This window comes from Cupriavidus sp. PB-02, assembly GCF_058252315.1.
Genome location: NZ_CM177695.1, coordinates 2,345,517 through 2,369,429, shown reverse-complemented (window position 1 = coordinate 2,369,429; position 23,913 = coordinate 2,345,517). Strand labels below are relative to the sequence as shown.

Annotated in this window: 17 protein-coding genes; 7 read left to right on the top strand and 10 right to left on the bottom strand. The window is 62.1% G+C overall.

Translation table 11 applies throughout. The features are described from left to right. Positions 1-13: 13 nt before the first annotated feature. The 10 genes from AC10V3_RS31530 to AC10V3_RS31485 form a co-directional block, all read right to left on the bottom strand. On the bottom strand, positions 14-298 hold the full coding sequence (locus AC10V3_RS31530; protein ID WP_490923898.1) for an H-NS family nucleoid-associated regulatory protein: 285 nt from the start codon (positions 296-298) through the stop codon (positions 14-16). A 572-nt stretch (positions 299-870) separates the two neighbouring features. Further along, the gene (locus AC10V3_RS31525; protein WP_490923897.1) at positions 871-3,765 is read right to left on the bottom strand and encodes a TM0106 family RecB-like putative nuclease; all 2,895 of its coding nucleotides are present in this window, start codon (positions 3,763-3,765) and stop codon (positions 871-873) included. 1,530 nt (positions 3,766-5,295) lie between these two features. After that, complete coding sequence (locus tag AC10V3_RS31520) at positions 5,296-7,296, bottom strand: AAA family ATPase (RefSeq protein ID WP_490923896.1); 2,001 nt, start codon at positions 7,294-7,296, stop codon at positions 5,296-5,298. Between the two features lie 4 nt (positions 7,297-7,300). Then, positions 7,301-7,807 (bottom strand): ABC-three component system middle component 4, encoded by a 507-nt coding sequence (locus AC10V3_RS31515; RefSeq protein WP_490923895.1) that lies wholly within the window; start codon positions 7,805-7,807, stop codon positions 7,301-7,303. A gap of 2 nt (positions 7,808-7,809) precedes the next feature. Continuing rightward, a complete protein-coding gene (locus AC10V3_RS31510) occupies positions 7,810-9,045 on the bottom strand; it encodes an ABC-three component system protein (RefSeq protein WP_490923894.1) in 1,236 nt (411 codons plus the stop codon). Between the two features lie 1,131 nt (positions 9,046-10,176). After that, a complete protein-coding gene (locus AC10V3_RS31505) occupies positions 10,177-10,689 on the bottom strand; it encodes a hypothetical protein (protein ID WP_490923893.1) in 513 nt (170 codons plus the stop codon). Positions 10,690-10,759: 70 nt separating this feature from the next. Beyond that, the gene (locus AC10V3_RS31500; RefSeq protein WP_490923892.1) at positions 10,760-11,083 is read right to left on the bottom strand and encodes an H-NS histone family protein; all 324 of its coding nucleotides are present in this window, start codon (positions 11,081-11,083) and stop codon (positions 10,760-10,762) included. Between the two features lie 575 nt (positions 11,084-11,658). Beyond that, positions 11,659-12,321, bottom strand: a complete 663-nt coding sequence (locus AC10V3_RS31495) for a hypothetical protein (protein ID WP_490923891.1) — start codon at positions 12,319-12,321, stop codon at positions 11,659-11,661. After that, the gene (locus tag AC10V3_RS31490; protein WP_490923890.1) at positions 12,302-12,922 is read right to left on the bottom strand and encodes a hypothetical protein; all 621 of its coding nucleotides are present in this window, start codon (positions 12,920-12,922) and stop codon (positions 12,302-12,304) included. Before AC10V3_RS31490 ends, AC10V3_RS31495 begins: the two co-directional genes overlap by 20 nt. 15 nt (positions 12,923-12,937) lie before the next feature. Continuing rightward, the gene (locus AC10V3_RS31485) at positions 12,938-13,495 is read right to left on the bottom strand and encodes a hypothetical protein (protein ID WP_490923889.1); all 558 of its coding nucleotides are present in this window, start codon (positions 13,493-13,495) and stop codon (positions 12,938-12,940) included. A gap of 227 nt (positions 13,496-13,722) precedes the next feature. On the opposite strand from AC10V3_RS31485, the gene AC10V3_RS31480 reads away from it, so the two are divergent. The 7 genes from AC10V3_RS31480 (at position 13,723) to AC10V3_RS31450 (ending at position 23,823) form a co-directional block, all read left to right on the top strand. Next, a complete protein-coding gene (locus AC10V3_RS31480; protein ID WP_490923888.1) occupies positions 13,723-15,612 on the top strand; it encodes a site-specific integrase in 1,890 nt (629 codons plus the stop codon). Between the two features lie 700 nt (positions 15,613-16,312). Further along, positions 16,313-16,678 (top strand): hypothetical protein, encoded by a 366-nt coding sequence (locus tag AC10V3_RS31475; protein WP_490923887.1) that lies wholly within the window; start codon positions 16,313-16,315, stop codon positions 16,676-16,678. A 39-nt stretch (positions 16,679-16,717) separates the two neighbouring features. Then, positions 16,718-17,176, top strand: coding sequence for a hypothetical protein (locus tag AC10V3_RS31470; protein ID WP_490923886.1), 459 nt, complete (start codon positions 16,718-16,720; stop codon positions 17,174-17,176). A gap of 93 nt (positions 17,177-17,269) precedes the next feature. Beyond that, positions 17,270-18,613: a hypothetical protein gene (locus AC10V3_RS31465; protein ID WP_490923885.1), complete on the top strand. Its 1,344-nt coding sequence runs from the start codon at positions 17,270-17,272 to the stop codon at positions 18,611-18,613. A 932-nt stretch (positions 18,614-19,545) separates the two neighbouring features. Continuing rightward, positions 19,546-21,159, top strand: a complete 1,614-nt coding sequence (locus AC10V3_RS31460) for a hypothetical protein (RefSeq protein ID WP_490923884.1) — start codon at positions 19,546-19,548, stop codon at positions 21,157-21,159. Positions 21,160-21,418: 259 nt separating this feature from the next. Next, entirely contained in the window at positions 21,419-23,023 is a 1,605-nt protein-coding gene (locus tag AC10V3_RS31455; protein ID WP_490923883.1) for a hypothetical protein, read from the top strand. Then, complete coding sequence (locus tag AC10V3_RS31450; protein ID WP_490923882.1) at positions 23,020-23,823, top strand: hypothetical protein; 804 nt, start codon at positions 23,020-23,022, stop codon at positions 23,821-23,823. The genes AC10V3_RS31455 and AC10V3_RS31450 overlap by 4 nt, the downstream gene beginning before the upstream one ends. The last annotated feature ends 90 nt before the right edge of the window (positions 23,824-23,913 follow it).

Genomic DNA, 23,913 nt, shown 5'->3' with positions numbered 1-23,913 from the left:
TGTCTCTCGCATCCTATGGCTTTACACGAAAATGGTCGATTGACTGGCCAGCGTTCACCGCGCGCTGCAGCCAGTCCGGCAGATCCCCGTGACCATCCCACGCGTGGCCATTAGCGTCTCGGAAGCCAATCGGACGGGCGAGGGAATTGCCGAGAGAAGTTCCTTCAGAAAAGCAGCCTGCTTTCTGCAGGTCGGCCAGATGCAGGCCATATCTGGCCATCTGCGTTTTGATCCATAGGATCGTCTCGGCGCGCTCCCGCAAGAGTTGGGTGTCGGAATCCTGGAGGAGGGCAGGCATGTCGGCGAAAAAGCTGGGATCGAAGTAGCAGGGGACAAAGGACGTGCTCGGGGCGGCGAACGACCGACAGAGCAGGGCATTGGCGCTAGATGCAAGAGCGATTCTAACGGGTGCGCCATGCCCCAGGTCGACGCTTGACCCTCGGGATTACCCCCGGCACGCCGACCAGGTATTGCGAGTCTTCTTATCACAATACCTCTCGTTTGACGCGTAAGTGTCCGGCGCGAGATTGGGGTAGGGGGTCGGTAACGCACCGTCATACTGCGCCATCAGGATCACGTAGGTGTGGGAAGGCTCGCTGGTGGCCGGCGTCGAGCCCCGCTTCGAGGTGATGGAGGGCTGGAATCGACCCGCTGCCGTCGTTCGCCCCAGCACGGCTCCGGCGTCAGCTTCCAAAGTACAGCGGTCATTCAGCGCTTCGTCACAGCCGGAAAATCATCGGCCATTGCGGACAATTGTGCATTCTCGCTGAAGGCGGTTGAATGAACCCCTTGTGGACCAATGAGCGAGCTGTCGTTATCGGCCCCGGCTCAAAATGGCGGCGGTCGGTCGCCGGTCGTCTCGTCCGATTTCTACGACTCTCCCTTTGGAGAGTCTCGGCGCTGTTTCCGCAGCGCCTGCCGCTCCCAAGTTTGTTTTCGGCTTGGATGTCTCCATTGGACATCAGGCGGGTAGACTTCCACTTTTGGAGTAGGTGTTCCATTGGACTTGGTCAGAGCGTACGCGTCTATATCGGTCTCGCGAGAAAGCAGAAATCTGAGGAAATCGACTCGCTTGAATTCACATGTGACATATATGCTTAATAGGACCAAGTAGTGATGGAGCCCTGCCTCCCCGTATCTGCCATCGACCAAAGCTCGATATTTTGCGAAGCGTTTCACGGCGTGTTCTGCATTGTTGTTGTTCCAAGGCACGTCGTCGTGTTCCAGGAACGTGAACAATTTGTTCCGATACTTGATCATCCTTCTTCGATACCCTTCGGCCAATTCAGACTGTCCACACTGTTGCTTCAAAAGAACCTCGTAGAACACATCTACATCGTGTTGATGCTTGCGAAGATTACGTCGTCTGAGGCCGTAACGATCTACGGTCGCAATGATGGTCCTTAGCAGTACACCGAGTTGCGATCCGATTTCCTTCAACTCCTCGTCCCAAGGACTGCGCAGGAGATCGTTGTTGAAGTCCCTCAACAAGTGAATCAAACATTTTTGTTGTTCGCAATCAATCGAGTCGTAGGCAGCATAGAAATCTGAGACTAGTACTCCCCGGAAATCCTTAAGCAGTTCGGACAAAAAACCTCCCTCCCGTGATTTCCGATAAATGAAGACGACCTCCTCGAGACTGGCGAATACCCAAACGTAACCCTTTCCTACTCGTGCAAGATGAACATCCGTTTCGTCGGCGTGGATCAAGGGCCCGGCAATCATCCTCTTCAAGAGGAGATCGTATGTGGGTTCGTAGTAGTGGGCCAGGGCGGCCTTCCATGACCAAATATCAGGCGTATAAAGGGGCAATCCATAGCACTCATATAATGTTTCAGCGATTCCTCCGAAGGTCATTCGATGCGCAACGTGCATATACATTGCCCAACTCTTCAGTGAGTGGCAGTGCTCTTCCAAGGTAAGATATTCCCGGGGTAAGAATTCAGTGTTGCATAAACCACACCGATGCCAGGAGGTCGTATAGCGCGTGACACGCCTCCTTACTCCACTTGGAGAAAATACAAGGTCGTATGCCAAGCGAGCTAACCGACCGTCCGGCTTAATCCCCAGGTCGGATCCTCCGCACGATGGACATTCTTGACATACGATTTTCACGTTCCGGTTTATTGGCAATCGATTTTTGCCCCTTTTTCTTGCGCTCTGCTGTAATGCCATTCTGCGCTTACGAGCCGTGTTAGTTCGTATAAATATCTTATCTTGCTGGTAGTCAAAGTATGCCCGTTCATTGACAAAATCAAAATCTTTGATTACGAAGTTCACTTCGCGCCAATCAGGCCGCCTAAATTGCGGATCAATCTGTTCGACGAGCGAGACTTGATACCCGTCAACGCTTTCTACCGTCTGTCCGCGTAGCGTCTGCGTCGACGAAGGGCACAGAGCATACAGAAACTGCGTTACCTTCTGTAACGCAACACAATCGTCGAAGTTATATGTGATGAGTTTCTTCTTGAGAGTTTTTGATCGCATCTCCTCCCACCGTCTCCGCCAGACGATGCTCTGAATCCCAGACGCGTCGGGATCGTTCCATTCGTGACGAAGATATCTACCTACGTCTTTCAGGCTGTTAGAATAGGTGGGAAAGTAGATGTGCGCGCGAATGATCGACAGCACATTTACTGAGCGCGCTAGGATGCTCTTTACAAGTTCCTCTCGTCCCGATGATTTCATCATGCGACGCAGGAATGCTGTATCGTAGCCGCCGTAGGAGTATAGGCGGAAGTCCTCGTGCACTGATACAACATCGAGGAATCGCTGAAATATCAAGGGCTCATCGGCACTGCTGCCTGCCCAAAATGAGTACTTCTTATTAATACCTCCCGCTTCAACGATCATTCCAAGCAAATAGTCGAACCCCCTTTCTGGGTCACCCTCGACGTCAAAAAAAATCCGAACTGCGCTGTTCGGCAGTTCAGGCGAACCTAGGACGTAAATCTTCTTGTCCCGGATTGCCAAGGCTTGCAAGGCATGCTGGTGGGGCTGATTCTGCTGTTTCCGTTGAGGGACGCGCCTCTTCGGCCGGAATGTGCAGGATAGCTGAGTGACCGTGAAGATTCCTCTTCGGTTATATTTACTCACCTCATTTTCGCTCATGCCTCTCAATAAGCTAAGATCGTCCTTGGACATTGCTTCAGATTGGCATCGTTTGCGAAACTCGCAAATCTGGCAATGCGGGTTTAATCTTAATTTTGGTTTGGCTTCCGTTTCTCGCATCTCCATTATTTGCATTAGCATACGCCGGGCCTGTGAGATGCCTCGGCCCAGTTTCACCTTATGAATCTCACAGTCTCGCCCGTAAATTAATATTCCCCATTGAGGCTCTTTCCCCTGAACAGTCGTCAAAAATAATGCGAGTAATGCAAGCAGGGTCTTTTGTTCCTTACCAGGCCGCTTTCCTTCGTAAACCAAAATTGGGATATAATGAAAATCGCCGAGTCGCGATGATCCATTCGATCGCTGTAGGCCGTCAAACCGAATTTTAAGTTGATCTTCTTCATAAGTCATGTCGAGCAGCAGGGGCACTCCGCGCCTCAACACTTCAAACGTGACGACGAAGCCTTGTAGAAAATCCCGTTGCTTATCGCGAACCAACCTGGTTGCGGCGTCTTTTCGCATTCGATCTCTCGACTCCCTAAGTAGGAGATCGTAATCTGACGCGACACCCTGTTCTCCCGACAGTTGCAAGCTACCTTTGTAGCGGCACGTCAGATAGCTTTCAAGAATCTCCCTCGAAATCTTCGCAGCCATTACGTCATCCCTTGTGCTAGCCCGATCCGGTCAGGAACGCATCGCCCAAGCGCGGTAGCGACAATCCGGCGAAAATTTGCGTCACGCAATTATCCTATTTCTTTATAGAAATTATTGTTGATTCTCATGATGAGGATCCGTGGCTAGATTAATTTGGCCTGATAATAACCATTCTAGTAGACGATGGATTTTAAGCAAGCCGCAAAATAGGATTTTGTCATATAGTCACAGGTAAACTTACGACGGCGTCCCGAGTCTGAAATGGCTCACAATAACGAGAAAGGTGCCGTGTTGGCGCTGACGGCAATGCATAGTAAGCGCCTTCGCGACTGCTGGCATGAATGAGCGTCATTGAGTGTGCGAGGTGCTGCCGGCTCGCGTCGGTCCTTGAGAGTCCCATTTTCTGGATATACGAAAGGCGGCGAGTTTTGCAGAGCGTTTCATGGTTAGCGATCTCGGCTTCATAGGCATGTAACTGATCCTAGTTTAGTCCGCAATCGGTAACCGTAGAAATCCTCTGCAGTAATACTGCGTTCTAGTTGCCGGGAGGTAGACATTAGGAAAAATGTTGATGCGGCTTTCGTCGAAAATTCGTTTCGGCCGATGACGCGACGCCGTCTCTCGGCGATCGAACGACCGCTTGCTGAGTGGAGCTGCCATATGAATGTCTCGGCGACGCATCAGACGAAGGTCCCTTCATGGCCGGGCTCGGACGGATACCTGTCGCCAGAACTGCGCTTGTCGCTGATCGGCTCCCGGGCGGCCGTTCGAATCGGCGATTTCACTGCCCCCAAAGCCGCCGCTCAACTTTGGGATCACCGGCTTTTTCGGTTGGTAGAGAGACCTGCGGCGTTTAAGCCGACCGATTGCAGCTAGCGTGGGAAGCGAGGGTGGGTATCGAGTCGCGCCGGCTACCATGGCTCTTCAGCTTCGACATAAATCATTGACTCTTAAAGATTGGCCGTTCGAAAGTAAAATTTGGCGAACCAGCGGCCAATGCTCAACTCGGCCCGGACTCGAACTCGCCCGAAGAGCCCTCCTTCAGTGAAAGGGACTGCCCGCTCACCCCACTTTCGAATAGCCCGCCCGGGACATGGGTCACGATCCAGTCCACTTCGGTGCCACCGAGGTCCCACTCCGCCTGCTTGCTGCGAATGCCCTTTTCCACTCGTGCGAGTAATGTGTCGCCAAGAACCGTCTAGGCAAACACCGCCAGGCGCTCCATGGGCACCAGGCCTTTACGCTGCCCCAAAAAAGGGATGCAGTTTGTCGCGATCATTCACACAGGCATACGTCAGTAAATTCCCGGCCGGTATGTCACCGGCGGGTAGGAGAGCTCAGCATTGGCGTCGGCCGAAGTAGGGGGCTAGGCGTTGCCATTTTTCGCGCCGGTCGGGGCAACTCAATGCGTCATATCTTGAGACCCCAAAATGCTGACGCCGCCTGCGACGGGCGCGGATGCTTTTTTATGGCGCACACCGTATGCCCGGCGCTGACGTCCCGGTGGCCGTTGGTTCTTCCGCAGTTCCGCTAAGTGCCGATAAGGTGTGCATCGTCGATGAGGCCGCGTGGCAGGCCCTCCGCCCCCTCACTGCTGAAGTGGGCGCGAATCGCCTCCGCGTGGTGGGCGCGAATCTGCGGCGGGACATCGTTGTCCACCAGGATGATCTGGCAGGCTATGTTTGCGGTTCGCGCCCGCTCTGCGACGTCGAACATGTAGGTGTACATGTTCAGGTACTTGCCGGGGTCGGAAACTTCTTCCTTCTCATCCTCCCCGGCACTCGTGTCCTGATACTGGTCCTGCGTTTTGCCCAGGTACTTGCCCACCGTGTCGATCATGAGAAAGGCCGGCAGATTAGGATCGGTGGCGGACGGGGAATCCGGAGACACGTACATTTCAAGCAGGTTGACGTAGAAGCCAATCGAGAGGATCGTGCGCAAACCGCCCGACGTGATGTCGCGATAGTCGCGATTCCTCAAGAGCGGCAGAAACGTCCGGCGTCCAATGGCGATGCCGAAGGGATCCTTGATCTTCACGAATCGCAGGTAGCGGCTCAGCAGATCGCCGAGCTCGCTAAGCACGCCGTCCAGCGATGGCGCGGCGGCTTTCAGCCGATCGAGCTTTTCCTGAAGCTTATGGATGGCCTCGTCGAGCGACGAGATCTCCGTAAAGATGGATTTCTGCTGATTGCGCACCTTGATAGCGTGCATGATCTGACGCCGCATCTCGTCGAGCTTTGCCAGCTCGGCGGACAGGCCGTCGCGCTGCGTGAGATATGGCGTGATCATTTGCGTGGAGCTCTCATCCAGCAGTCGCCGTGCCTTGTCTCGGTCGTCGACGTACATCTTGTGCGAGAGCGCGAGCTGAACCTGCTTGTCTCGTTCGGCATCGATGAGCGTGTCGAGCTCCCGGTTGCGCTTCATCAGGACGTTGATTTCCTGAGCCGCCCGGTCACTGTCGTCGATCACATATGCGCGCCTGACCGCTTTCATCTCGACTGCGCTCGCGCAAAGCGGGCAAGAAAAGGTTTCCTGCGGATTGCCGATCACTGATCGTGCGGTCCGGACAGAACGCAGTTTGGCGACGTCGCCCTGGTAGTCATGTTTGAGTCTCACGTATCGGTCGATGGCGCGCTCGGACGCGGCTCGGTCCGACTCGCTCAGGCGGATCAGGTCGTTGAACTCGGTTAGCTTGTCTCTCAGGAAGCGGTACGCCGAGTTGTCGGCCGTCATCCGTGCATTGAGTTCCGTCAACTGCGCTGATACGGCTGCGTGCTGGGTCGTGAGAACGGCTTCGGCGTCCGTCAGGGCTTGCTCAGACTCGAACTCGGTTTCCCGCAGGAACTCCGAAACGGTATGGTATTTGTCGACGAGCCGCTTCTGCCTTGTGGTAAACGCCGACAGCTCTTCCTGGACGTCGGTGATGTTGGTGTCCAGCAGGTTGAAGATGTACTTGAAGGTTTCCCGATTCTTTGACTCCAAGACATAATTGCCGCCTCCGAGAAGCCCCTTGCTGCCGACATCGTCTTGTTTCAAGTAACAGAACTTGAAAACGTCGCGAAAGCTCAAGCGCACCATCTCGGAATCGACCTTTGATGGAGATTGTCGCACCTTGACGCGCGGCAGCCTCAGGGCATCCAGCATGAAGTCGGAAAAATAGCCGTCCCGTCCCTCCAGCAGCTTGAAGTTGGGTGCCAGTCTGCGCGGGAAATTCTGCTCGATCCCATCCAGTCCGCAAACAAACACTTCAATCGGTTCATTCGGAAGAAAGATGTCGCGGCGGATCACATAGAGCCGGTTGTTCATCGCGACTTCCATCATGATGAAGCGCACCGATGTCTCGATTTCCCGGTCAATGATGATCTTGGACGAGCCGAGCAGATAGTTGATGCATTCGAGCACGCTGGATTTCCCGGTGGCCGAATCGCCATAGATGATGTTGACCCCTTGTCTGAAGGCGATCTGGTAGTTCTTCCTGCGGCCGACCAGGACGAGCTTATTGATGACTAAGGTCGGTCTGTTGGTCTGCATGTCGTTACCTGCCTTTTAGAATTTCGCTCAGCGTGGCATTGAGCGATGCTGTGCTATGAGACTTGATCTGTTCGAGCGCGACGAGGTAGCGGTCAATCTTGTCGAAGTAATCGCCGGTCAATTCGGCGGTGAGCTGGGACCCAGCCGGGCTCAGGGCATACACAAAGCCTTCGGGTTTGCGATAGCTGACCGAGATCAGGGCGCGGGATGCCGCGTGCATCAGGAGATAGCGCAGGTACTCATGGTCGAACAGAGCGTCCACGTTGACTGAGATGCTGGCGACCGAGTGACTGTCCTCGATGGCAAGGGCCGGAGGCGGCAGCTCGAGGCGGCCCAGCAGCTTGGCCATCACCACGGGATACTTGAGGAGATACAGCAGGGTCAGGAGCCGCTCGTTGGTCAGCATCCATTTCCCCCGGGGGGTGATGCCCAGGCGCTTCACGATGAGCAGCAGGACGCCGACGTTGAGATGGGTACTGTGGTCGGGTACCACATACGGAAGCGGGCGCATGGCTAGGCTTTTACCTCGAGTGCGGCCTTGAGCGACTCCAGCGCCGGGATGGATTGTTCGGCGCCCCACCAGATGTCGCCGTCCAGGTCGTTGGCGAGCTGGTGCAGCATGCCCATCTTGTGCAGGCCGTGGATGATCGGCAGCGCCGTTTGCAGATAGGTACCGTCTTCTGCAACGATCTTGTCGTGGATCTCGGTGACAAGGAGCGTCGAGTCGGCTTTGCCGGAAACCACAAATCGGCCGAAGCAACCCTGGTAGAGAATGCGGACCCTTTCGTAGAGCTGGGCTAGCCGTTCCTGGTCCGCGGCGCTGCTGAAAAGCTTGCGCGCGTACTCGGCGTTCAGGAAGTATTCCTTCGAGTGCCTGATGGTGGCGCTGTGCACGTCGGCTAGCACCAGCTTGAGCACGAATGCCTCGTCGTTGTACTGGTCGGAGTTTTCCAACTGCTTGGCCTTCAGCCCCGCCTGCAACGTATTCTGCTTGACGAACTGTTCGAGAAAGTGGCGCGTCGCCGTGATGGTGACGCTGTTTGCGCCGGCGGGCTTTGAGATGTCTAGGTGCGTGTCGTCGCAGGCGATGACATCCTGGGGAATGTTGTCCGTCCCCATCGCGCTTTCCTTTATGACGACGTTGTCGTACGCGCCGTAGAAGTACTTGATCGCAGGCTTGTCCTGGTATTTCACCCACTCGTCGTTCATCTGCGTGCAGAGCTCACTCAACGGCGCGAGGTCATGAATCTGCTGATTGCTGAGCAAGAGCTTGCCGTAGGTCGCGAGATTGGCACCCAGATGTGGAACGGCAAGAGACAGCAGCAGCTTGATCCGGCTGGATTCCCCTGCGCGCAGGTCCTTCAGGATGCAGGACTTGGTCACGAGGCCGCCCATGCTGTGGGCAATCACGACAATGTTCCGATAAGCCGCCAGATCGAATCGGATGCGCGTGCGCAGGAGATTGGAAATCTCGTCGATGCCCACGTTCTTCTTCGCCTTGCCCTTGTTGCTCTTGAAGAGCGAGAGCACGGTCCCGATTACCTTAGTGGTATCGGCATAGAGGTTGGATAGCTTGGTGAAGTACTCGAAGACTGCAATGTCGAAATGCTCGCCCACGAATTCTGACTGCAGGAGCTGATCGAAGAAGTAGCCTTCCTGGTGGTGCTTCCAGGTATCATTCCCGCCCGTGAACCCATGAACAAAAAGGATGACGCTGTCGCGCTTGTTGTTGGTGACAAATTCAATCATTATGGTTTGTGACCCCGGTCCGGCTTTCCGCTTTTTCTCGAGTCGCCACTTGCCGCGCCCATGCGGACATGGCCGCATCCGCGACAGGCGGTAGTCTGCTGGGCAGATCTTGTCCTGCGATGTCCGAACCCGCAAGCCCCCATTGGGGGGAGTCAAGGAGCGGCGGGGGGAAGAATGGCCGCGTGTTCGGAGCGTCCTGTCGTTTCGCGCTCCAGTAGGGCCCGGCTCGGTTGTCGCGCTGGGGTTGTCGAGCCGGAAACCGGGCCCGTCGCAGATCCGCGCGTCTGCAACAAGGCATGAGGGGAAGGAAACGGCGAGAAGACAAGGGGCTCACGCCCCCCTCATGGTCGACGATCGCGTCTCGATGTCGTCCACCTTCGTGTCGCAGGTCGGGGACGGCCGCCAAGGCCTCAAGTTTTCACGCTTCCTCACCTCCGTAATGCGCTGGAGGTGTGTGCTGCGCAAGGTTGAGGTTGTGGCGTTTAGCCGCGGACCGCGCGTCCGAACAACGCGCGGCTAGTGGGCCGCGCTACTCAAGTCCACCATCGAGCGTGCGTCACGCGACGGCTGAGGCGGCGACCGCTCTGCGGGGCGGCCGGCCATGCCATGGCGTCACCATTTCCGGGCACGGGATCCCAAGGTCCCCCAGTCCCGGCGCGCGGGGGGGCAGGTACGTTGGGGAGGATTCCGCTGCCGTTAAGCTCATCGTAGCCGGCGCTACTGACGTATTTCGTCCATAACATCCGAACGAGGTCGGATGTCCGCGTGGCTGGGCAAGCGGTCCGAGCGGCTTTCTTTTCCCGTAAGGATGACGGTTGGCGCGCGTCGCTGGGCCGATGGTTGCGCCGGCCTACTTGGTAAAGCAGTCGGTCTGCACATGGCGCTCGTCCACGTTGCTCAAAAAAATGCCCGCGCTCGCCGGAACGGCGCCGCGGGCGGTAGCAGGACTGCGCAAGTAGTGTAAGGGATATGAACATTCCTTAAATCAGAAGGAAATGGCATTTTGCGGGCCAGTTCCCCGCGATCGGGCCGCCAGGTGAAAAGGCTGCCAGCGCGGCTCGGCCCGGCGGAAATGGGGGTGTCGCTTGAACTGCCGGCAAATGTTGCGTCGTACCGAGTTGGGGCGAAAGGTCATGCCGGGTCGGCCGCCAGCGAGGCGTTGACCCGGGTGCGCCAGTGCGCGAGTGCCTCCCGCCACGCGGACAGGTTGGGTTCCTGAGCGGAGCACAACGGCTTCGCCCAGTCGTGACTGGCGGACCACAACAGTCGCGTCACGCTCTCCGGCGCGGCGCAATGAAGATAGCAGATCGCGACGGCTTGCCGGGCTGTCGCCCAGGCGCACAGCGCGTCAACACTGACGGTTGCAGCGTTGTCGGTATAGATGCGCGCGACCGGATCGGCGGGCGTCAGCGCCGTGTCCAGCCACGCCCCCACGCGATGCCCCAGTGCGTTGTCGCCGATGTCGGCCTGCCAGCAAGTGCCTCGCTGCACCTCGACGAGCAGGTGCAGGAACTGGCAGGCTGCTGGCATTCGGTAGGACCAGTTCATCGACAGGACGACAAAGGAACCGGCCGCCCAGAGTTCGGGCAGCGCCGCTCGGATGTGCGCGGTGTTGAAGGCGGGCGGGGGCGTGATCGCGGACATGCGTGACTCCGGTGGGGCAATTGGATTCCAAGAAGATTCATTGACATTGACACGGCCTGGGCCACCACGGTTACGCGGCTCCTCGCATCCGGAATTTCTCGCGATCGGCCCCCAGCCAGGCGGGCGCCCGCCCGCGTCCAGACCAGGTCTTTCCCGTTTCCGGATCCCGATAGAGCGCCGGCAGGACCGCGGTCTCCTCCTGCGTGGGGGTCGACCGCGGCGACGACTTGGCTGCGCCGGGGGGCTGCGCCATGACCGCCTCGATCGTGAGGTCATAGTCGTCCAGCAGATCGCGGATCTGTTGAACGGCTGCCGCACACTCGGCGACGCGGGCGGCCTCCATCTGCGCATCGATCGCCTTCTTTTGCGCGAGCAGTTCTTTGTAGGTCGGCATGGTCAAGTCTCCCTGGTTGCATCCGCCGCGATGGCGGGCGAATGGCAGGACGGAGCGGGGCTCCGCCGGCAATGTGGATTAGCTGGAAGGTCAGGTCAGCGCCCCGAGGTTCGGCGGTTCGCCAGGGGCGCGGGTGAAGTGTCGTTCGGTGCGTCACCTCCTTGGCCAATCGGGCCATGCATTGGGTCGGACGTAGGGCGCCAACTCCCCGCGATACCTCTCGCCAGGCCCCGTGCAACCGGCTGGCAGCGACGCCCGCCCGGCGAGGAGCGGGAGCCTCTCGAGCGCCTAAAGCAGGCGCTCGACGCTGCGGTTCCCTGGCAGCCACGCCGGAAGCCCGGCGACGGGCCGGCTTGTGCACGCCGACAGCACGCGACCACGCCCACGCCATCTCAACAGGAGGTGCAGGTCAATCGCTTCCACCTCAAACCGACCTGCCGCTCCAAAACGGCAGATGTCGAGCCGCCCAACGGGGCCCATCAGGCTGCTGCTGGGGTACCGCTCGCCCGCCGGCAAGCTGTGCGCCGGATTCATGCGCGGACGCCAGAGGCCTCGGGATCGATGCCGGCATCCCGCTACGCTTTGGCCCGGCGAGGTGGCGGCCGGCCAGTTCTCGAGTTCGGCGCGATCTCGGGCCCTGCGTCGTACGGCGCGTCTGCCCAGCGCGGCGGCAGTCGCGCGCGGGCATCGTATCGGGTCGCAGGCCAGGGCACGGGCGAGGTCGCGGCCGCCGGCGGCGGCGGGTCGTCGGCGGGCGCCGCAGCGTCGAGGCGCTCGGCTTCCTGCAAGCCGGTGGCGACCCAGTGCTTGACGGCATAGTGCAGCAGGAACACGGCGTCGTACAGCAGGCGCCCCCTGAGCGGTGCCCACAGCCGGCCGATGGCTGCGCCCATTTCCTCCGTCAGCGCGGCGGCGAGGCGGGCGCTGATGCGCGTCACGGGGGGGCGCCCGGGAGGTGGCTCGAGACGGAACGGGGTGATCAGGTGACCGGGGGTGCCGTGGCGGGCAATCGCGCCCCGCAGCAGTGCGCCGGGCCGGCACACGGTCAAGCCCGAGCGGACGCCAGCGTCCAGGCAACGCGGGGTGGCAACGTCGACCAGCAGGACCACCGAAATGGCACCCAGGAGGTCGGACGGGTCGGTCAGGTCGAGCCGATGCAGGAGCCAGACGTCGTGGGGGCAGGTCGCAACCGGCAAAAGCCGGGTGCTCGGGGCCGGTTCAGCGCGTGTGCGGGACATGGGGGACTCCTGGCTGGAAAGGCGAACTGAGCGAGGCCGGACTGCCGCCGCCATCTGCGGTGGCACCCGAGGCGGTGTCGGCGGTGGGCGCCATGGCGAGTCGGGTGGCGTTGAAGGCCGTGCGCCAGGCGGCAAGGTCGGCCTGCCTCGCCGCCAGGCCGCAAGGCCCGTCCGACGCCCACGGGGCATTGGCCCAGTGGCCCATGAGCGAATCGAACAGGGCCTTGACGCTGGTTGGTAGCGTGCAGCCGGGGTGGCAATAGGCGCGCGCGCCGCGTGTCTCGGCCCACGCGATCAGGGTTTGGCGGTCGACGGTCTTCGGGTTATCGGTGTAGATGCCGGCCACCGGCGTGGCAGCCGGCAGGCCGGCATCGAGCCAGGCGCCCACTTCCCGGCCCAGCGGCGTCGGATCGAGGCCGGCGCGTGCGCAGATCCCCACGCGCACGTCGATCAGCAGTTGCAGGAAGCGGGGCGGCTCGGCGCGCGACAGCGGGAACCGCATCGACAGCACCAGAAACGCCCCCGGCTCCCACAGTGCCGGCAGATCCCGCTTGACCAGGGCATCGGGGTCGAGCGCGGGGCGGTAGGCCTTGGCGGACATGGCGGTCTCCAGTACTCAATGCGACGTGGACGGGGGCGGAAGCTGCGCCTGCATGGCACGGGCGTTATACGCGGTGCGCCAGGCTGCCAGCGCGCGTTGCAACGAGGCAAGCGACTGGTCGTCTGACGCAATCAGGGGGCGCAGGCAGTCGCTGCGGAATGAGCGCTCGACCTCATGGGCGCTGGGTGGCATGGCCCATTCGCGAAGCCGAATGCACTCGGCTGGGCGCGAAGCGGCCCATTGGCGCATGGCCGCCAACACGATCCCTGCGCCGAAGGTATAGAGCCGCTGGACCATAACGGCGCGTGACAGCGCCTGGTCGAGCCATCGGCCGGCCGCATGGTAGAGCGGGTCGGCGCGCAGGTCAGCGCGGCGACAGGTGCCATTGGCGAGATCGACCAGCAGGTAGGCGAACCCGTCTGGTAACGCGAGGTACGGCTGGCGCAACGAGAGGAGCAGAAAGGCGCCCGGCAGCCCGTCGTGATTGCGGGCGGTCGCGGTCGTGTGGGTGGGGGGGCTGGGCTGGCATGGCAGGACCTCCTTGTGGGCAATGCCCTCAGCAAAGGCGGTCACGCCGCCCTTGTCAAAGGTTTTCTTTATCGATGGAGGTCAGGCGATTGACGTGAGCAATCGATCCATCAAAAAGATTCAAGGCCGCGCCGGCGAAATTTGCCCACGGACGATCTCGAAGCAAATCTGGCTATAGTGTTAACAATACCTATCTGCACAAGCGTTTCTGCGCCTTGCCACCCAAGCGCCGCATGCGCCGCCCGCAGCAGCACTGCCTCAGGAGGGCCCGTATGGCTTCCGACCCTGCCATCCCACGCCGCCCGGCGCCGCCCGGCGCGCCTTCCGACCCGGAACGCCCGGCCCCCCAAGGCCGCCGCCGGCGCGGCGCCGGCCAGCCGGTCGCCACCACGCGCCATCTGGGCGCCCACCTGTTCGCCTTCTACCGCGGCATCCTGGAAGGGCTTGACCTCGCCGACCTCGGGGCACGGTATCTCGAGACCGGGCGCGACCGGCGCCAGGCGCGTCTGACGCTGGCGATGATCGAGGCGGAGCTGCTGCGCGGCGTGCGCCGGCTGCAGGCGCCCGATGGCGCATCGGACGCGGAGGGCGCAGCGCGTGCCTCAGAAAATCTGCCGAGCGTCGAGGCGTGGCAGGCGCTGTTCCGGGCGACCGGAGCAGGCGTGCGGGGACGTCTGCGTACGCGGCAACTGGCGGCGCTCGAGGCGGTCCGCCCGGCTTTGACCCGCACCCCGGCCCCCGCCGATTCGGTCGGCGGTTGGTTCGCGCCGCCGGTGGCGGCGCGGCTGGGCGCGGCGGGCCTGGCGACGCTCGCCGACCTGCACGCGCACGTGATCGCGCGCGGCGTACGCTGGTACCGGAGCGTCCCGCGCATTGGTGCCATGACCGCGAAGCGGATCCTGACCTGGCTGGAGGCCGAGGCGCCGGCGCTGGGGGGGATCGCGGCGGCGGCGTTGGTGCCACGCCGCAGTGTCCCCGTGGCCACCCGTGCCGCGCTGCGCCCGCCCGCAGTCATGATCGCGCCGCTCGAGGCGCTGTTGTTGCCCAGTGACCGTGATGGGCGCGCCGGCCACAACCGGCCCGGTCCCGGCGCGATCCCGCGCGCGGCGGCACAGACCGACCTCGCGGCGCTCCAGGCGTGGCTCGCCACGCGCGGGCCGGAGAGGGGAGCGACTGCCCGCACTTACCGCTGCCATGGCGAGCGGCTCCTGCTGTGGGCGGTGTTCGCGCGCGGCAAGGCCCTGAGCGACCTCACCGTCGAGGACTGCTCCGCCTACCTGGCATTCCTCGCCGATCCGCAGCCGGCAGACCGGTGGGTCGGGCCGCGCGGCGTGCCGCGCTACTCCTATGGCTGGCGCCCGCTGGCGGGGCCGCTCTCCCCGCACAGCATCCGCCAGAGTTATACGGTGCTGCGTGGCATGTTCGGCTGGCTGGTCGAGGCGCAGTACCTGCGCTACAACCCGTTCGCCCTGGTGTCCAAGCCGCGCAGTGCACGCACCAGAATTCAGGTGGCGAGGAGTTTCAGCAATACCCAGTGGGCCTTCCTGCAGCGCTGCGCCGCGGACCTGCCGCCCGATGACCCGCGCAGCGCACGCCTGCAGTTTCTGCTGCGCTTTGCCTATGGGACCGGGCTAAGGATCGCCGAGCTGGCGCGCGCCACCGTGGGCGACCTGCGCCACCATGACCTGCAGGACGACCCGCGTGGGAGCTGGGAGCTGGTCTTCACCGGCAAAGGGACCCTTGAGCGCGAGGTGCACGTGTCGCATGCCGCGATTGGCGCGCTGCGGCGCTACCTGGTCGCGCGCGGCCTGGGCGAGGATTTTGAGCGGCTACATCCGAGTACCCCAATCCTTGGCCGGGTCAAGGCCGACGGGCGCGCCGGGGCGCTGTCGGTCGGACAAGTGCATGCGATCTTCAAACGCTTCTTTACCGAGGCGGCGGCCGCCCTGCAGGAAGAGGATCCGGCCGGCGCGGCGCGCCTGTTCGGCGCCTCGGCCCATTGGCTCAGGCATTCGTTCGGCAACCATGCCGTCGCAGCCGGCGTGGCATTGGACGTCGTCCAATCGCAGCTCGGCCACGCGTCGCTCGCGACCACCAGCATTTATGTCCGCAGCGAGGCCGAACGACGGGCGCAGGAACTCGAGCGCGTGGGGATTTTCTGACGCGCAAGCCATCAGGGCGCATGCCCCGCGTGGCGGGGCGTCGCCTTGCGCTCTTTTCGGTGCGTGCTCCATAGAGCACTTCATTTTCGGCGTCGAAAATGGAGGCGGGGACGGACTCATGACGTCCATAGTGCCCGGGGCCACGGCTTTAAATTTTTGGCGCCAAAAATGGCAGGGCTGTAATGGACTTTTGACGTCAGCCCGGCGTTGGCTTGGCAGTTTTGGCGCCGAAACTGCCGCGGCGGAAACGGACTTCTGACGTCAGAAGTGGTCAGGACTCGGCGGCAAATTTTTGGCGCCAAAAATGCCGAGACTCGAACGGGCGTCTGACATCGACAAGGTCCGGCGCTGGCGGAAAAGTTTTGGGCGTCAACATCATCAGGCCAGCGGTCAACGTGGATGCCAGCAATTGGAAAAAAATTAGTATTTGGTTTAATTCGAATTTTTCGAGTCGTAGAAAAATCCATCAAGGAAAGCGCTGACCGGCAATAAGAGCGATTGGTTTACTTGAAAAAAATCCCATTGTTAACCTATTGTAAACATCACGAAAAATTCATGTATTTCGACTAGAGAAAATCAAGGTCTGCAGCCCGCGCCTATGGCGCGCAGGGATTGGAGACCACGTTCAGCAGTCGTCGGGCAGGCCGGATCAAACGTTTGACGTGGGTTTTCGGTGGTGGCGCAGAAGGGGGAGTCGGAAATGTCCAAGACGCGGAGGCTGGAACGCAAGGCGCGACGGCTGCGCGACTCGACGGGGCCAGACGTCGTCGTCTCCGCGGACAAGCGGCCCTGCGGAGACCGCACGGCGCGCTTTTCGGACGCTCATGAGGCGCTGGTACGCCGGATTGTCGAGCAGGCGTACACCGATCCCCAAGTGTTCACGATCCGGGATGCGTACCGGAGGTATTGCTGCGAACTATTGGCATCTGAGCGGCCCGATGAGTTGCCCATGACCTTCACCGCATTTCGTTGCTGGATCCGTACGAGGGTAGGTTCGCAGCCGGTGAAGCAAGGTGCGCGGCCACCGTCCGCGCCCGTCAGTGTCAACGTGCGCAAGCGGAAGTGAGCGCGACATTCACCCTTTCTCACAAACAGGAGGTCCGTCATGGGGAACAATTCCTTAACCATGCACCAGGTCTACCAGCTCTCGGATAAGCACAAGCTCGACTATCTCGATCACGTGGTGCTGAGACACCCCCGCTTTGAACGGGCTGCGCACAGATTGGCTGCGTGGCTTCATCCCAAGAATGGAGTGTCGACGATTCTGCTGGGAGGGCGGGCTGGCGTGGGGAAGACCACGTTGCTCCGGTACCTGCAGGAGAAATCAGGCTGGACGCGAGACATGGGCTTTGCGACATGGCCGCGCGCGCACGTGTTGTCGGTGCGTCATGTCGGGGAGCAGGGCGGTCAAGGCGAGCGCCCGGTGGCGAACCTTGACAAGGTGGTCGCGCGCGCGCTCGCCCCATGGCAGCCGCAATTGCGGGAGTGGGAGCGCCTTTGCCAGCGGCGTGGCCAGCCGCCGCAGGAGCGGCATGCCTGGCCGGATTGGGTTCCGGACCGCTGACCAGTCGCGGCTTGACCCCTGGCCTATCGGCCCACTTCACAGGAGGGAGGCATTCGCCGCGGCGCGTGCGTCTCCGCTTCACAAGGAACGACCATGAAGCTTCCCCCGACGAAACCCGCGCTCGCGACGCCCGAGTCGCGTCTTACCTTGCTGACGTATCGGCTTCCGGAACTGCCGTCGCACGAGCTGGCGGCGCGCGAACTTATCTTCCGCCAGAGCGTGCGCGAGTTCGTGCAGATGCGGGAGCTAACATCCTGGGAGTCCAAGGACTTGGTGCTGAAGCGGGCGCACGTGGCCGTGCCGGAAGAAGGCACGCTGGTCCGCCAGACGCTGTCGCAGGCGCGCCAGATTTGTGTGGAAAAAGGGGTGCTCCTGCGCGACCTCAGCGCGTACATGGTCCGCGGGGAGCAGGACGACTGGCGCACCGATCCCATGGATGCCGTACCCGGCGGCGCGCTGGCGCGCCAAGACGGGAATGTCGTCGAGGAGGGGCTGAGCAGCTATCATCCGCGACGCACGTCGATGGTCGTGGCGCCCACGTACATGTACCTCGAGCGCTGCTTCCATGCCTTGGATAGCAAGTTGGGCGTGCCCATCCCGCATGACAGTTTGCTCGAGTTCGACGAAAGGGGCCAGATCACGCGCGACATACCCGGTAGCATGCTGCAGATCCCCATGCTGCTCGTGCCGCTGCCGGCGACACTTAGCCTCAAGGCACTGTCTCACGAAATTGCCCTGCAGCGTCGCCGCAAGCTACAGGCGCTTGCGAAACAGGGCACGCTGGTGTTGCCGGACTCGGTGTGGCAACAGCCGCTGCCGCTGATCCATCCGCAGAGGCTGCGCGACGACCTCTTCGAGGATGGCTTGACCACGCTTGTACTGTCCGGCTTTAGAAAGAAGCACCTGGCACAGGTCAACAGCAAGGGGGCCGACGCACTGTGGCGCTTTGTTGAGCAACTCGTTTGGGACGGTGTGCAGGTGATCTTGGCTGGCTCGCCGGCTCTGCTGGAGTTGCTGGGGCAGGATGCCGTTCGGCAACTCTTTCCCCAGGGCCCGTACCACATAACTTCCCTGCGTCCGAATGAAGTCGGCGATTTCATGAGCTATTTCTGGGGCGTCATCGGCGTGGATGCGCCCATGCCCGAGGAGTTCGTCGAGCTCGCGTTTACCGGGGCCTTCCAGCGCGGACTGATCGAACACCTACTGGTCGATTTCAATCGGCGGGTCAACCAGCGCGAGGAAGACTGGCGCAAGGCGCTGAAGAAGTCCTCCCAGTCGCTGACCGGCGACCTCAAGAAGCTGAGCCACCTGTACGCCAACGTGCTGGCCAACCAAGCCATCGAACCGTCGGAGGCGCAGAAATACCAGGATGAGCTACCGCCCGGCGTCAAGACGGAAAAGGCTTCGTCAGGCAACGTCACGGGGAAGGCATCATGACGCGCCCGCCCGGGGGCGGCCTGGCGTCGGCCGGTAGCATGGCACGCGGGTGGCCGTGGGAGAGCCTCGGACAGGAGAATCCGAACTCGTGCGGCAGCATGCGCGAGCACCGCGGCGCGCGCCGTGCGGAGGCTGATGGTCCGGCGCGGCGGGACAACCGATCACTGACCGGCGAGGACCACCGCGGTCGCGCGGCGCGGCATGGCCCGCGTCTGCGCCGTGCCGATCCGGTCCGTGCGCGCATGCCGGACGATACGCGCAGCGTGTCCCGCTCTTTTGACTACGCTTGCGGACGTGCCTGGCGGCCAGCCGGTGGCGCGAGGGCGGTCGCCCGGCACGGCGTCCCATGTTGATCGCTGCATCGCCAAGCGTCCGGGGGCCGGCGCTTCCCTCCGGCAGGCCCCTGCCCCACGCAGCGCGCCTGGCCGGACCGGTGTGGGGGCACGCCACCCGCGGCGCCGACGTCATGCGCGCGCGCTGGTGGCGCCATGCAGCACGCCGGCCACCGGCAAGCCCGGGATGGCGCGACGAGGCGCGCGCCGGCACCGCCTCCGGGGCCCAATCCTGTCCGCCAGGAGGCCCACGCCCTCTCGCGATGAAGGGAGAAGGCACGGCAGTCCCGGCCATCAGGCCGGCTAGCGATCGCGACGGTGGCGGCAGGGCAGTGCACCTGGTTCCGAATCAGACATGGTGCGTCGTGGAAGGTCCGGGCGGGCTTGCCGCGCGCTCGTCCGTGCTGCCGCTGGACGTGCCGCCACAACTGGACGCCATCCTGGTCGTGGCAGTGCGGAACCCGTCCGGTGATACAAACGGCACCGAACCCGCCTGCTTGGCTTGGAAAGTCGGATGCCTGCAGGACGCTGCGTTACGGCCAAATCCGTTTGTCTTGTCGTCTCGGCTGTCCACTAACACAAGCAATGCAGGAGAACACGATGCCATCGATGGATTCCATGCACGTCGGCAAGGCTCCGACGGGGTTACTGAAGGGCATCCAGACCAACGAACTGTTTTCGGCTTTCCACGAGCGCGCCGTCGCGGCCGTGACGGTCCCCATCAGCGATCAATATTATGTCCAACGGGAGAAAATGCGTCGACTGATGGCGCTACCGCTTGACCTCGCGCGCGCCGTGCAGCCTTTTGCCAGCCTCTGCCCGTCGGTGGATGTCATCGTGGAACGGCACACGAATCTTCCGCTCGTACGCCAGTTTGAGAAGCCGGTGGTGATCGCACTGATGCGGGAAAGAATGCTCTGCGAGCAGATGTCCAACGTCAGCCGGATCCGGAAGATGAGCTTGTACTCGCGCGACTATGTGTGGCAGCTCGGCGTATGCCCCGCGTGCGCCCAAGAAGAACGGGACGATCCGGAGCGACTGCCCGTGTTCAAGCGCCAGCTCGCGGTCAAGGGCAACGATCTCTGTAGCCGTCACGGCTGTACCGTCCTGCGCCATTGCAGCCGTTGCCACGAAGGTTACAGCCTGAAAGTTTACCCGAAGGGCCCCAGGCCGCACTGTGTCTGCGGCGGAAGGATGGAGGGCCCCGCCGACCCGCCAACCGAGGCGCTGAGCCTGTCCTTGGCCCAATACATCGATGCGATCCTTGCGGGCGACCTGGCGGGCATCGCGGCCGACGAACTGCTGGAAGTCCTCCGTGACGCCGCGTTAGAAAAGGGATTCGTCGGCAACGAAATGGGACGGCAATTCAACGCGATGGTTCATGACCTCGGTATCCAGCGTTGGGTTGCCACGCACCTCAATTTCAAGGCGCCGCTGGCACTCCTGCGAAACGTCGTCACCGGTAGTGCCTTCGCAGTGAATCCGATTGTAAACGCCTTGGCTCTCCACATGATGCTGGGTCCGCCCGCCGCGGTGCGAAAGGCGGTCGACGCGTACCGTCAGCGCACAGGCGGCGCACCCGACGACCACCCTGCGCGGGTACCGCCGAGCGTGCTCGGCGCGGCGCGGGCACTATTGCGGGCCATCCTGACGGCCCGCCCATCGCTGCGGCCGCAGCAGTTCCAGACCGAGTTCGCGGAAGCGTTTGGGGCGCTCAGGGCATTCGACGCACCATGGTTGGCCGAGGAGTCGGAGGCCCACCGCCTGCGCCAGCAGGCGGATCGGCAGGACAGGACCGACCGGCATTACGCGCGGGCGGTCGAGCGTCGGGCGGGGGAGCGTAGCGCACTGTCGTCCGCTCCGCGCTCGACTCGCGCACAGCTTCTCGAGGGCACGCTGGCAAGAGGCAACCTCCAACGCACTCGGCGGCGCCCCCTCCCACAGACCGAGGCAATGCTCGAACGCTACGTCGAGTCCCATGGGGACTGGTTGCGCAGACGCTTGCGCTGCCTCGCCATGGAGCATTTGCAGGACGTCGACGATGCAATGCAAGCGCTTCTGTTGTCGCTGGAGACGGCGTCACCATACCGGTTGAAGCGTGCGCTGGAGCGGCTGGAAGGGCGTATTGCCGCACGACAGGGCATGACGGAGACGGACAAGCCTACGCCGTTGTCGCACGCCGGAGCCAGGCGCGCACGCCGCCGGGGCGCGTGATGACGCAGCGGCTGGCGACGCTGGCCGGCACCTGCCGCGCCGTGCAAGGTTCGGTCGGCGCTCGGTGCTGCCGCTGGACCTGCCACAGCAACAGGACGCTATCAATGGCGGAGCATCGGGGAACGGGTCCGGTGACACGAGCGGCGGCCAACCTGGCTCGCTCGGCTGGGGAAGGCCGGATGCCCCGCACGACTGCGCGCCCCTACCAATGCTGACAGCCGCCTCGCCCGGCGGTTACCGTCCATTTCAGGAGAAAACGATGGCATCAAAGGCTTCCAAGCAAGCCAGGGCTCCGACCGGCCTGCTGATCGGTATCCAGCCCGACGAACTCTTCCCGGCTTTCTACGAGCGCGGTGTCGCCAAGGTGAACATCTCCATCTCCGAACAATACATTCCACATCGAAGAAGAATGCGTCGCCTGATGGCGCTGCCTTACGATCTGGCTCCCGCCGTGAAACCTTTTGCCGCACTCTGCCCCGCGATGGAGATCATCGTGGAACGGCACACGTGGCTTCCGCTCATTCGCCCGTTCGAGAAGGCGGCCGTGACGGTACTGCTGCGCGAATCAATGCTCGGCGGACGGCTGTCCCGCCTCACACGAATCGGAAGGGAGCATTTGTACGGGCGGAACAATGTCTGCGAACTGGGCGTGTGTCCCGAGTGTGCCCGCGAAGCACAAGCAGATCCGGAGCGACTGCCGGTGTTCACGCGCCAGTTTGCGGTCCGGGGCAACGATCGCTGCAGTCGCCACCGTTGCGCCATCCTGCGCCATTGCAGCCGCTGCCAGGCAGGGTACCGTCTGGAAGATTACCCCAAGGGCCCGCGGTCACACTGCCGCTGCGGAGGAATAATGCAGGGTCCCGCCGACATGCCAAACGAGGCGCTGAGCCTGGCACTGGCCGAGTACATCGATGCGGTGCTCGGGGGAGCACTGGATGGCATCACTGCCGAGGAGCTTCTTGCAGTCCTGCAGGAGGCCGCGCAGGCAAAGCGATTCGTCGGTGGTGATTTCGGATGGCGAGTCGACGAGATGGTGCAGGACATGGGTATTCATAGTTGGCTTACCGCGCGTTTCAATTTCAAGTGGCCGTTGACGCAGGTCCGACGCGTCATCACCGGTGAGTCGTTTGGCCTGAACCCCATCCTGAACGTGTTGGGCCTTCACATGATGCTGGGACCTCCTGCCGCAGTGCGCAAGGCGGTCGACGCGTACCGCCAGCGCACAGGATCGACCACGGGCGGCCACCCTGCCGGTTGCCCGCCCGCCATCCGCGGCGCAGCTCGCGCATTGCTAGTCGCCATCCTGGAGACCCGCCCCTTGCTGCCGCCGGAGCAGTTCCGGTCCGAGTTTGTGGATGCGTTTGCCGCACTCAGGGCGTTCGACGCGCCATGGATAGAGGAGGTGGCAGAGAGCCACCGCCTAGGCCGACAGGCGGTGCGGACAGACAGGCGGGATTTGGATATGGCCCGGGAGGTCGAGATTCGGGCACGCGAAGCTGGCGAGCGATCGTCCGCGCCGCGGCTAACGCACGCCGAGCTTCTCAAAGGCACCGTCGCAGATACGACCTATTACCCTCAACGCGCGCTTTACCCGCAAACCGCTGCAGTGCTCGCACGCTACGTCGAGTCGCACCGGGACTGGTTGCGCAGACGCTTGCGCTGCCTCGCCAACGAGCATCCGCAAGACGTGGACGATTCGATGCAGACGCTCCTGTTGTCGATGGAGACGGTGTCCCTATTCCGGTTGAAGATGGCGCTGGCGCGTCTGGAGGGGCGCATTGCCGCACGACAGCCCACGACGGAGACGGGCCAGCCCGAAGCGAGGATGCCGCAGAACGGCCGCGCCATCCGGAGACGCGCATGACGACGCTCCGGATGGCGACCTTTGCCGACCACTGCGTTCCGGCATCGGAGCTCCGCTACCGCGGCGACGATCGCCTTATGGTCCCGACCGGCGAGGCCTTCGACAACGCGCTGTTCGCAAGCGCCATCGGCAAAGGCCGCAGAATTTCGCGCGATTCGGGCAGCCTGCGCGGCAGCATGCCGTTGGTGGCGAAGACGGAGGTGGCGGCGCTGCTGGATCTCATGCTCAAGACGAATCCTTATGTCCTTGAGATTCGCTGCCATTACCCCTATTGCGTGCCGACGCGGGCAGATCCGTTGATCATCGATCGGATGGTGACTGTGGAGCGATGGAAGGCGCGCGGGGAGGCACACCTGCACGCGATCATGCTGAGTCCATCCGGACTGAGTGCGGTGCGCAATCACCTGGAGCGCGATCAGGTTACCTACGAACTATTCGATGCCAGCCAGATCTCCCCGCTGGCGATCCATAACGCGGACCAGATGTACGGCTTCGCGCGGCAACGTAATGTGTTGGATGCCACGACACGCCAGCATGCCGCCCAGCTTGCCCTCAAGCTAAATCTTAGCGAACGCAGGCGTCAGGCACGCCAGTCCAGATCTACGCGCACATATCGGCGATGCACGCTTGAGCGGCTCATGAGGCGTCTTGGCAAACAGCTTGGCGTCTCGGAGGACGAGGCGTCCGCCTGGCTCGGCGTGGGACTGATACTCGGCTACGTCTGCCTCCCGGAAGACTATGAACTGAATCCGGTGACGCCGTTGCGATTGGCGCCGCCGCTCGTGCAAATCCGCGCATGACGTGGCTCAGCCATGCCGGTAAAGGCCCGCCACGGGTGACTCACCTGGTCGGCCGTCATGGGGCTAGACGGGCTCACGACAGGTGTGCGG

Bases quoted from the DNA above. Each gene is read 5' to 3' on its own strand.
- AC10V3_RS31530 (WP_490923898.1), bottom strand. From the start codon at position 298: ATGCCTGCCCTCCTCCAGGATTCCGACACCCAACTCTTGCGGGAGCGC.
- AC10V3_RS31525 (WP_490923897.1), bottom strand. From the start codon at position 3,765: ATGGCTGCGAAGATTTCGAGGGAGATTCTTGAAAGCTATCTGACGTGC.
- AC10V3_RS31520 (WP_490923896.1), bottom strand. From the start codon at position 7,296: ATGCAGACCAACAGACCGACCTTAGTCATCAATAAGCTCGTCCTGGTC.
- AC10V3_RS31515 (WP_490923895.1), bottom strand. From the start codon at position 7,807: ATGCGCCCGCTTCCGTATGTGGTACCCGACCACAGTACCCATCTCAAC.
- AC10V3_RS31510 (WP_490923894.1), bottom strand. From the start codon at position 9,045: ATGATTGAATTTGTCACCAACAACAAGCGCGACAGCGTCATCCTTTTT.
- AC10V3_RS31505 (WP_490923893.1), bottom strand. From the start codon at position 10,689: ATGTCCGCGATCACGCCCCCGCCCGCCTTCAACACCGCGCACATCCGA.
- AC10V3_RS31500 (WP_490923892.1), bottom strand. From the start codon at position 11,083: ATGCCGACCTACAAAGAACTGCTCGCGCAAAAGAAGGCGATCGATGCG.
- AC10V3_RS31495 (WP_490923891.1), bottom strand. From the start codon at position 12,321: ATGTCCCGCACACGCGCTGAACCGGCCCCGAGCACCCGGCTTTTGCCG.
- AC10V3_RS31490 (WP_490923890.1), bottom strand. From the start codon at position 12,922: ATGTCCGCCAAGGCCTACCGCCCCGCGCTCGACCCCGATGCCCTGGTC.
- AC10V3_RS31480 (WP_490923888.1), top strand. From the start codon at position 13,723: ATGGCTTCCGACCCTGCCATCCCACGCCGCCCGGCGCCGCCCGGCGCG.
- AC10V3_RS31475 (WP_490923887.1), top strand. From the start codon at position 16,313: ATGTCCAAGACGCGGAGGCTGGAACGCAAGGCGCGACGGCTGCGCGAC.
- AC10V3_RS31470 (WP_490923886.1), top strand. From the start codon at position 16,718: ATGGGGAACAATTCCTTAACCATGCACCAGGTCTACCAGCTCTCGGAT.
- AC10V3_RS31465 (WP_490923885.1), top strand. From the start codon at position 17,270: ATGAAGCTTCCCCCGACGAAACCCGCGCTCGCGACGCCCGAGTCGCGT.
- AC10V3_RS31460 (WP_490923884.1), top strand. From the start codon at position 19,546: ATGCCATCGATGGATTCCATGCACGTCGGCAAGGCTCCGACGGGGTTA.
- AC10V3_RS31455 (WP_490923883.1), top strand. From the start codon at position 21,419: ATGGCATCAAAGGCTTCCAAGCAAGCCAGGGCTCCGACCGGCCTGCTG.
- AC10V3_RS31450 (WP_490923882.1), top strand. From the start codon at position 23,020: ATGACGACGCTCCGGATGGCGACCTTTGCCGACCACTGCGTTCCGGCA.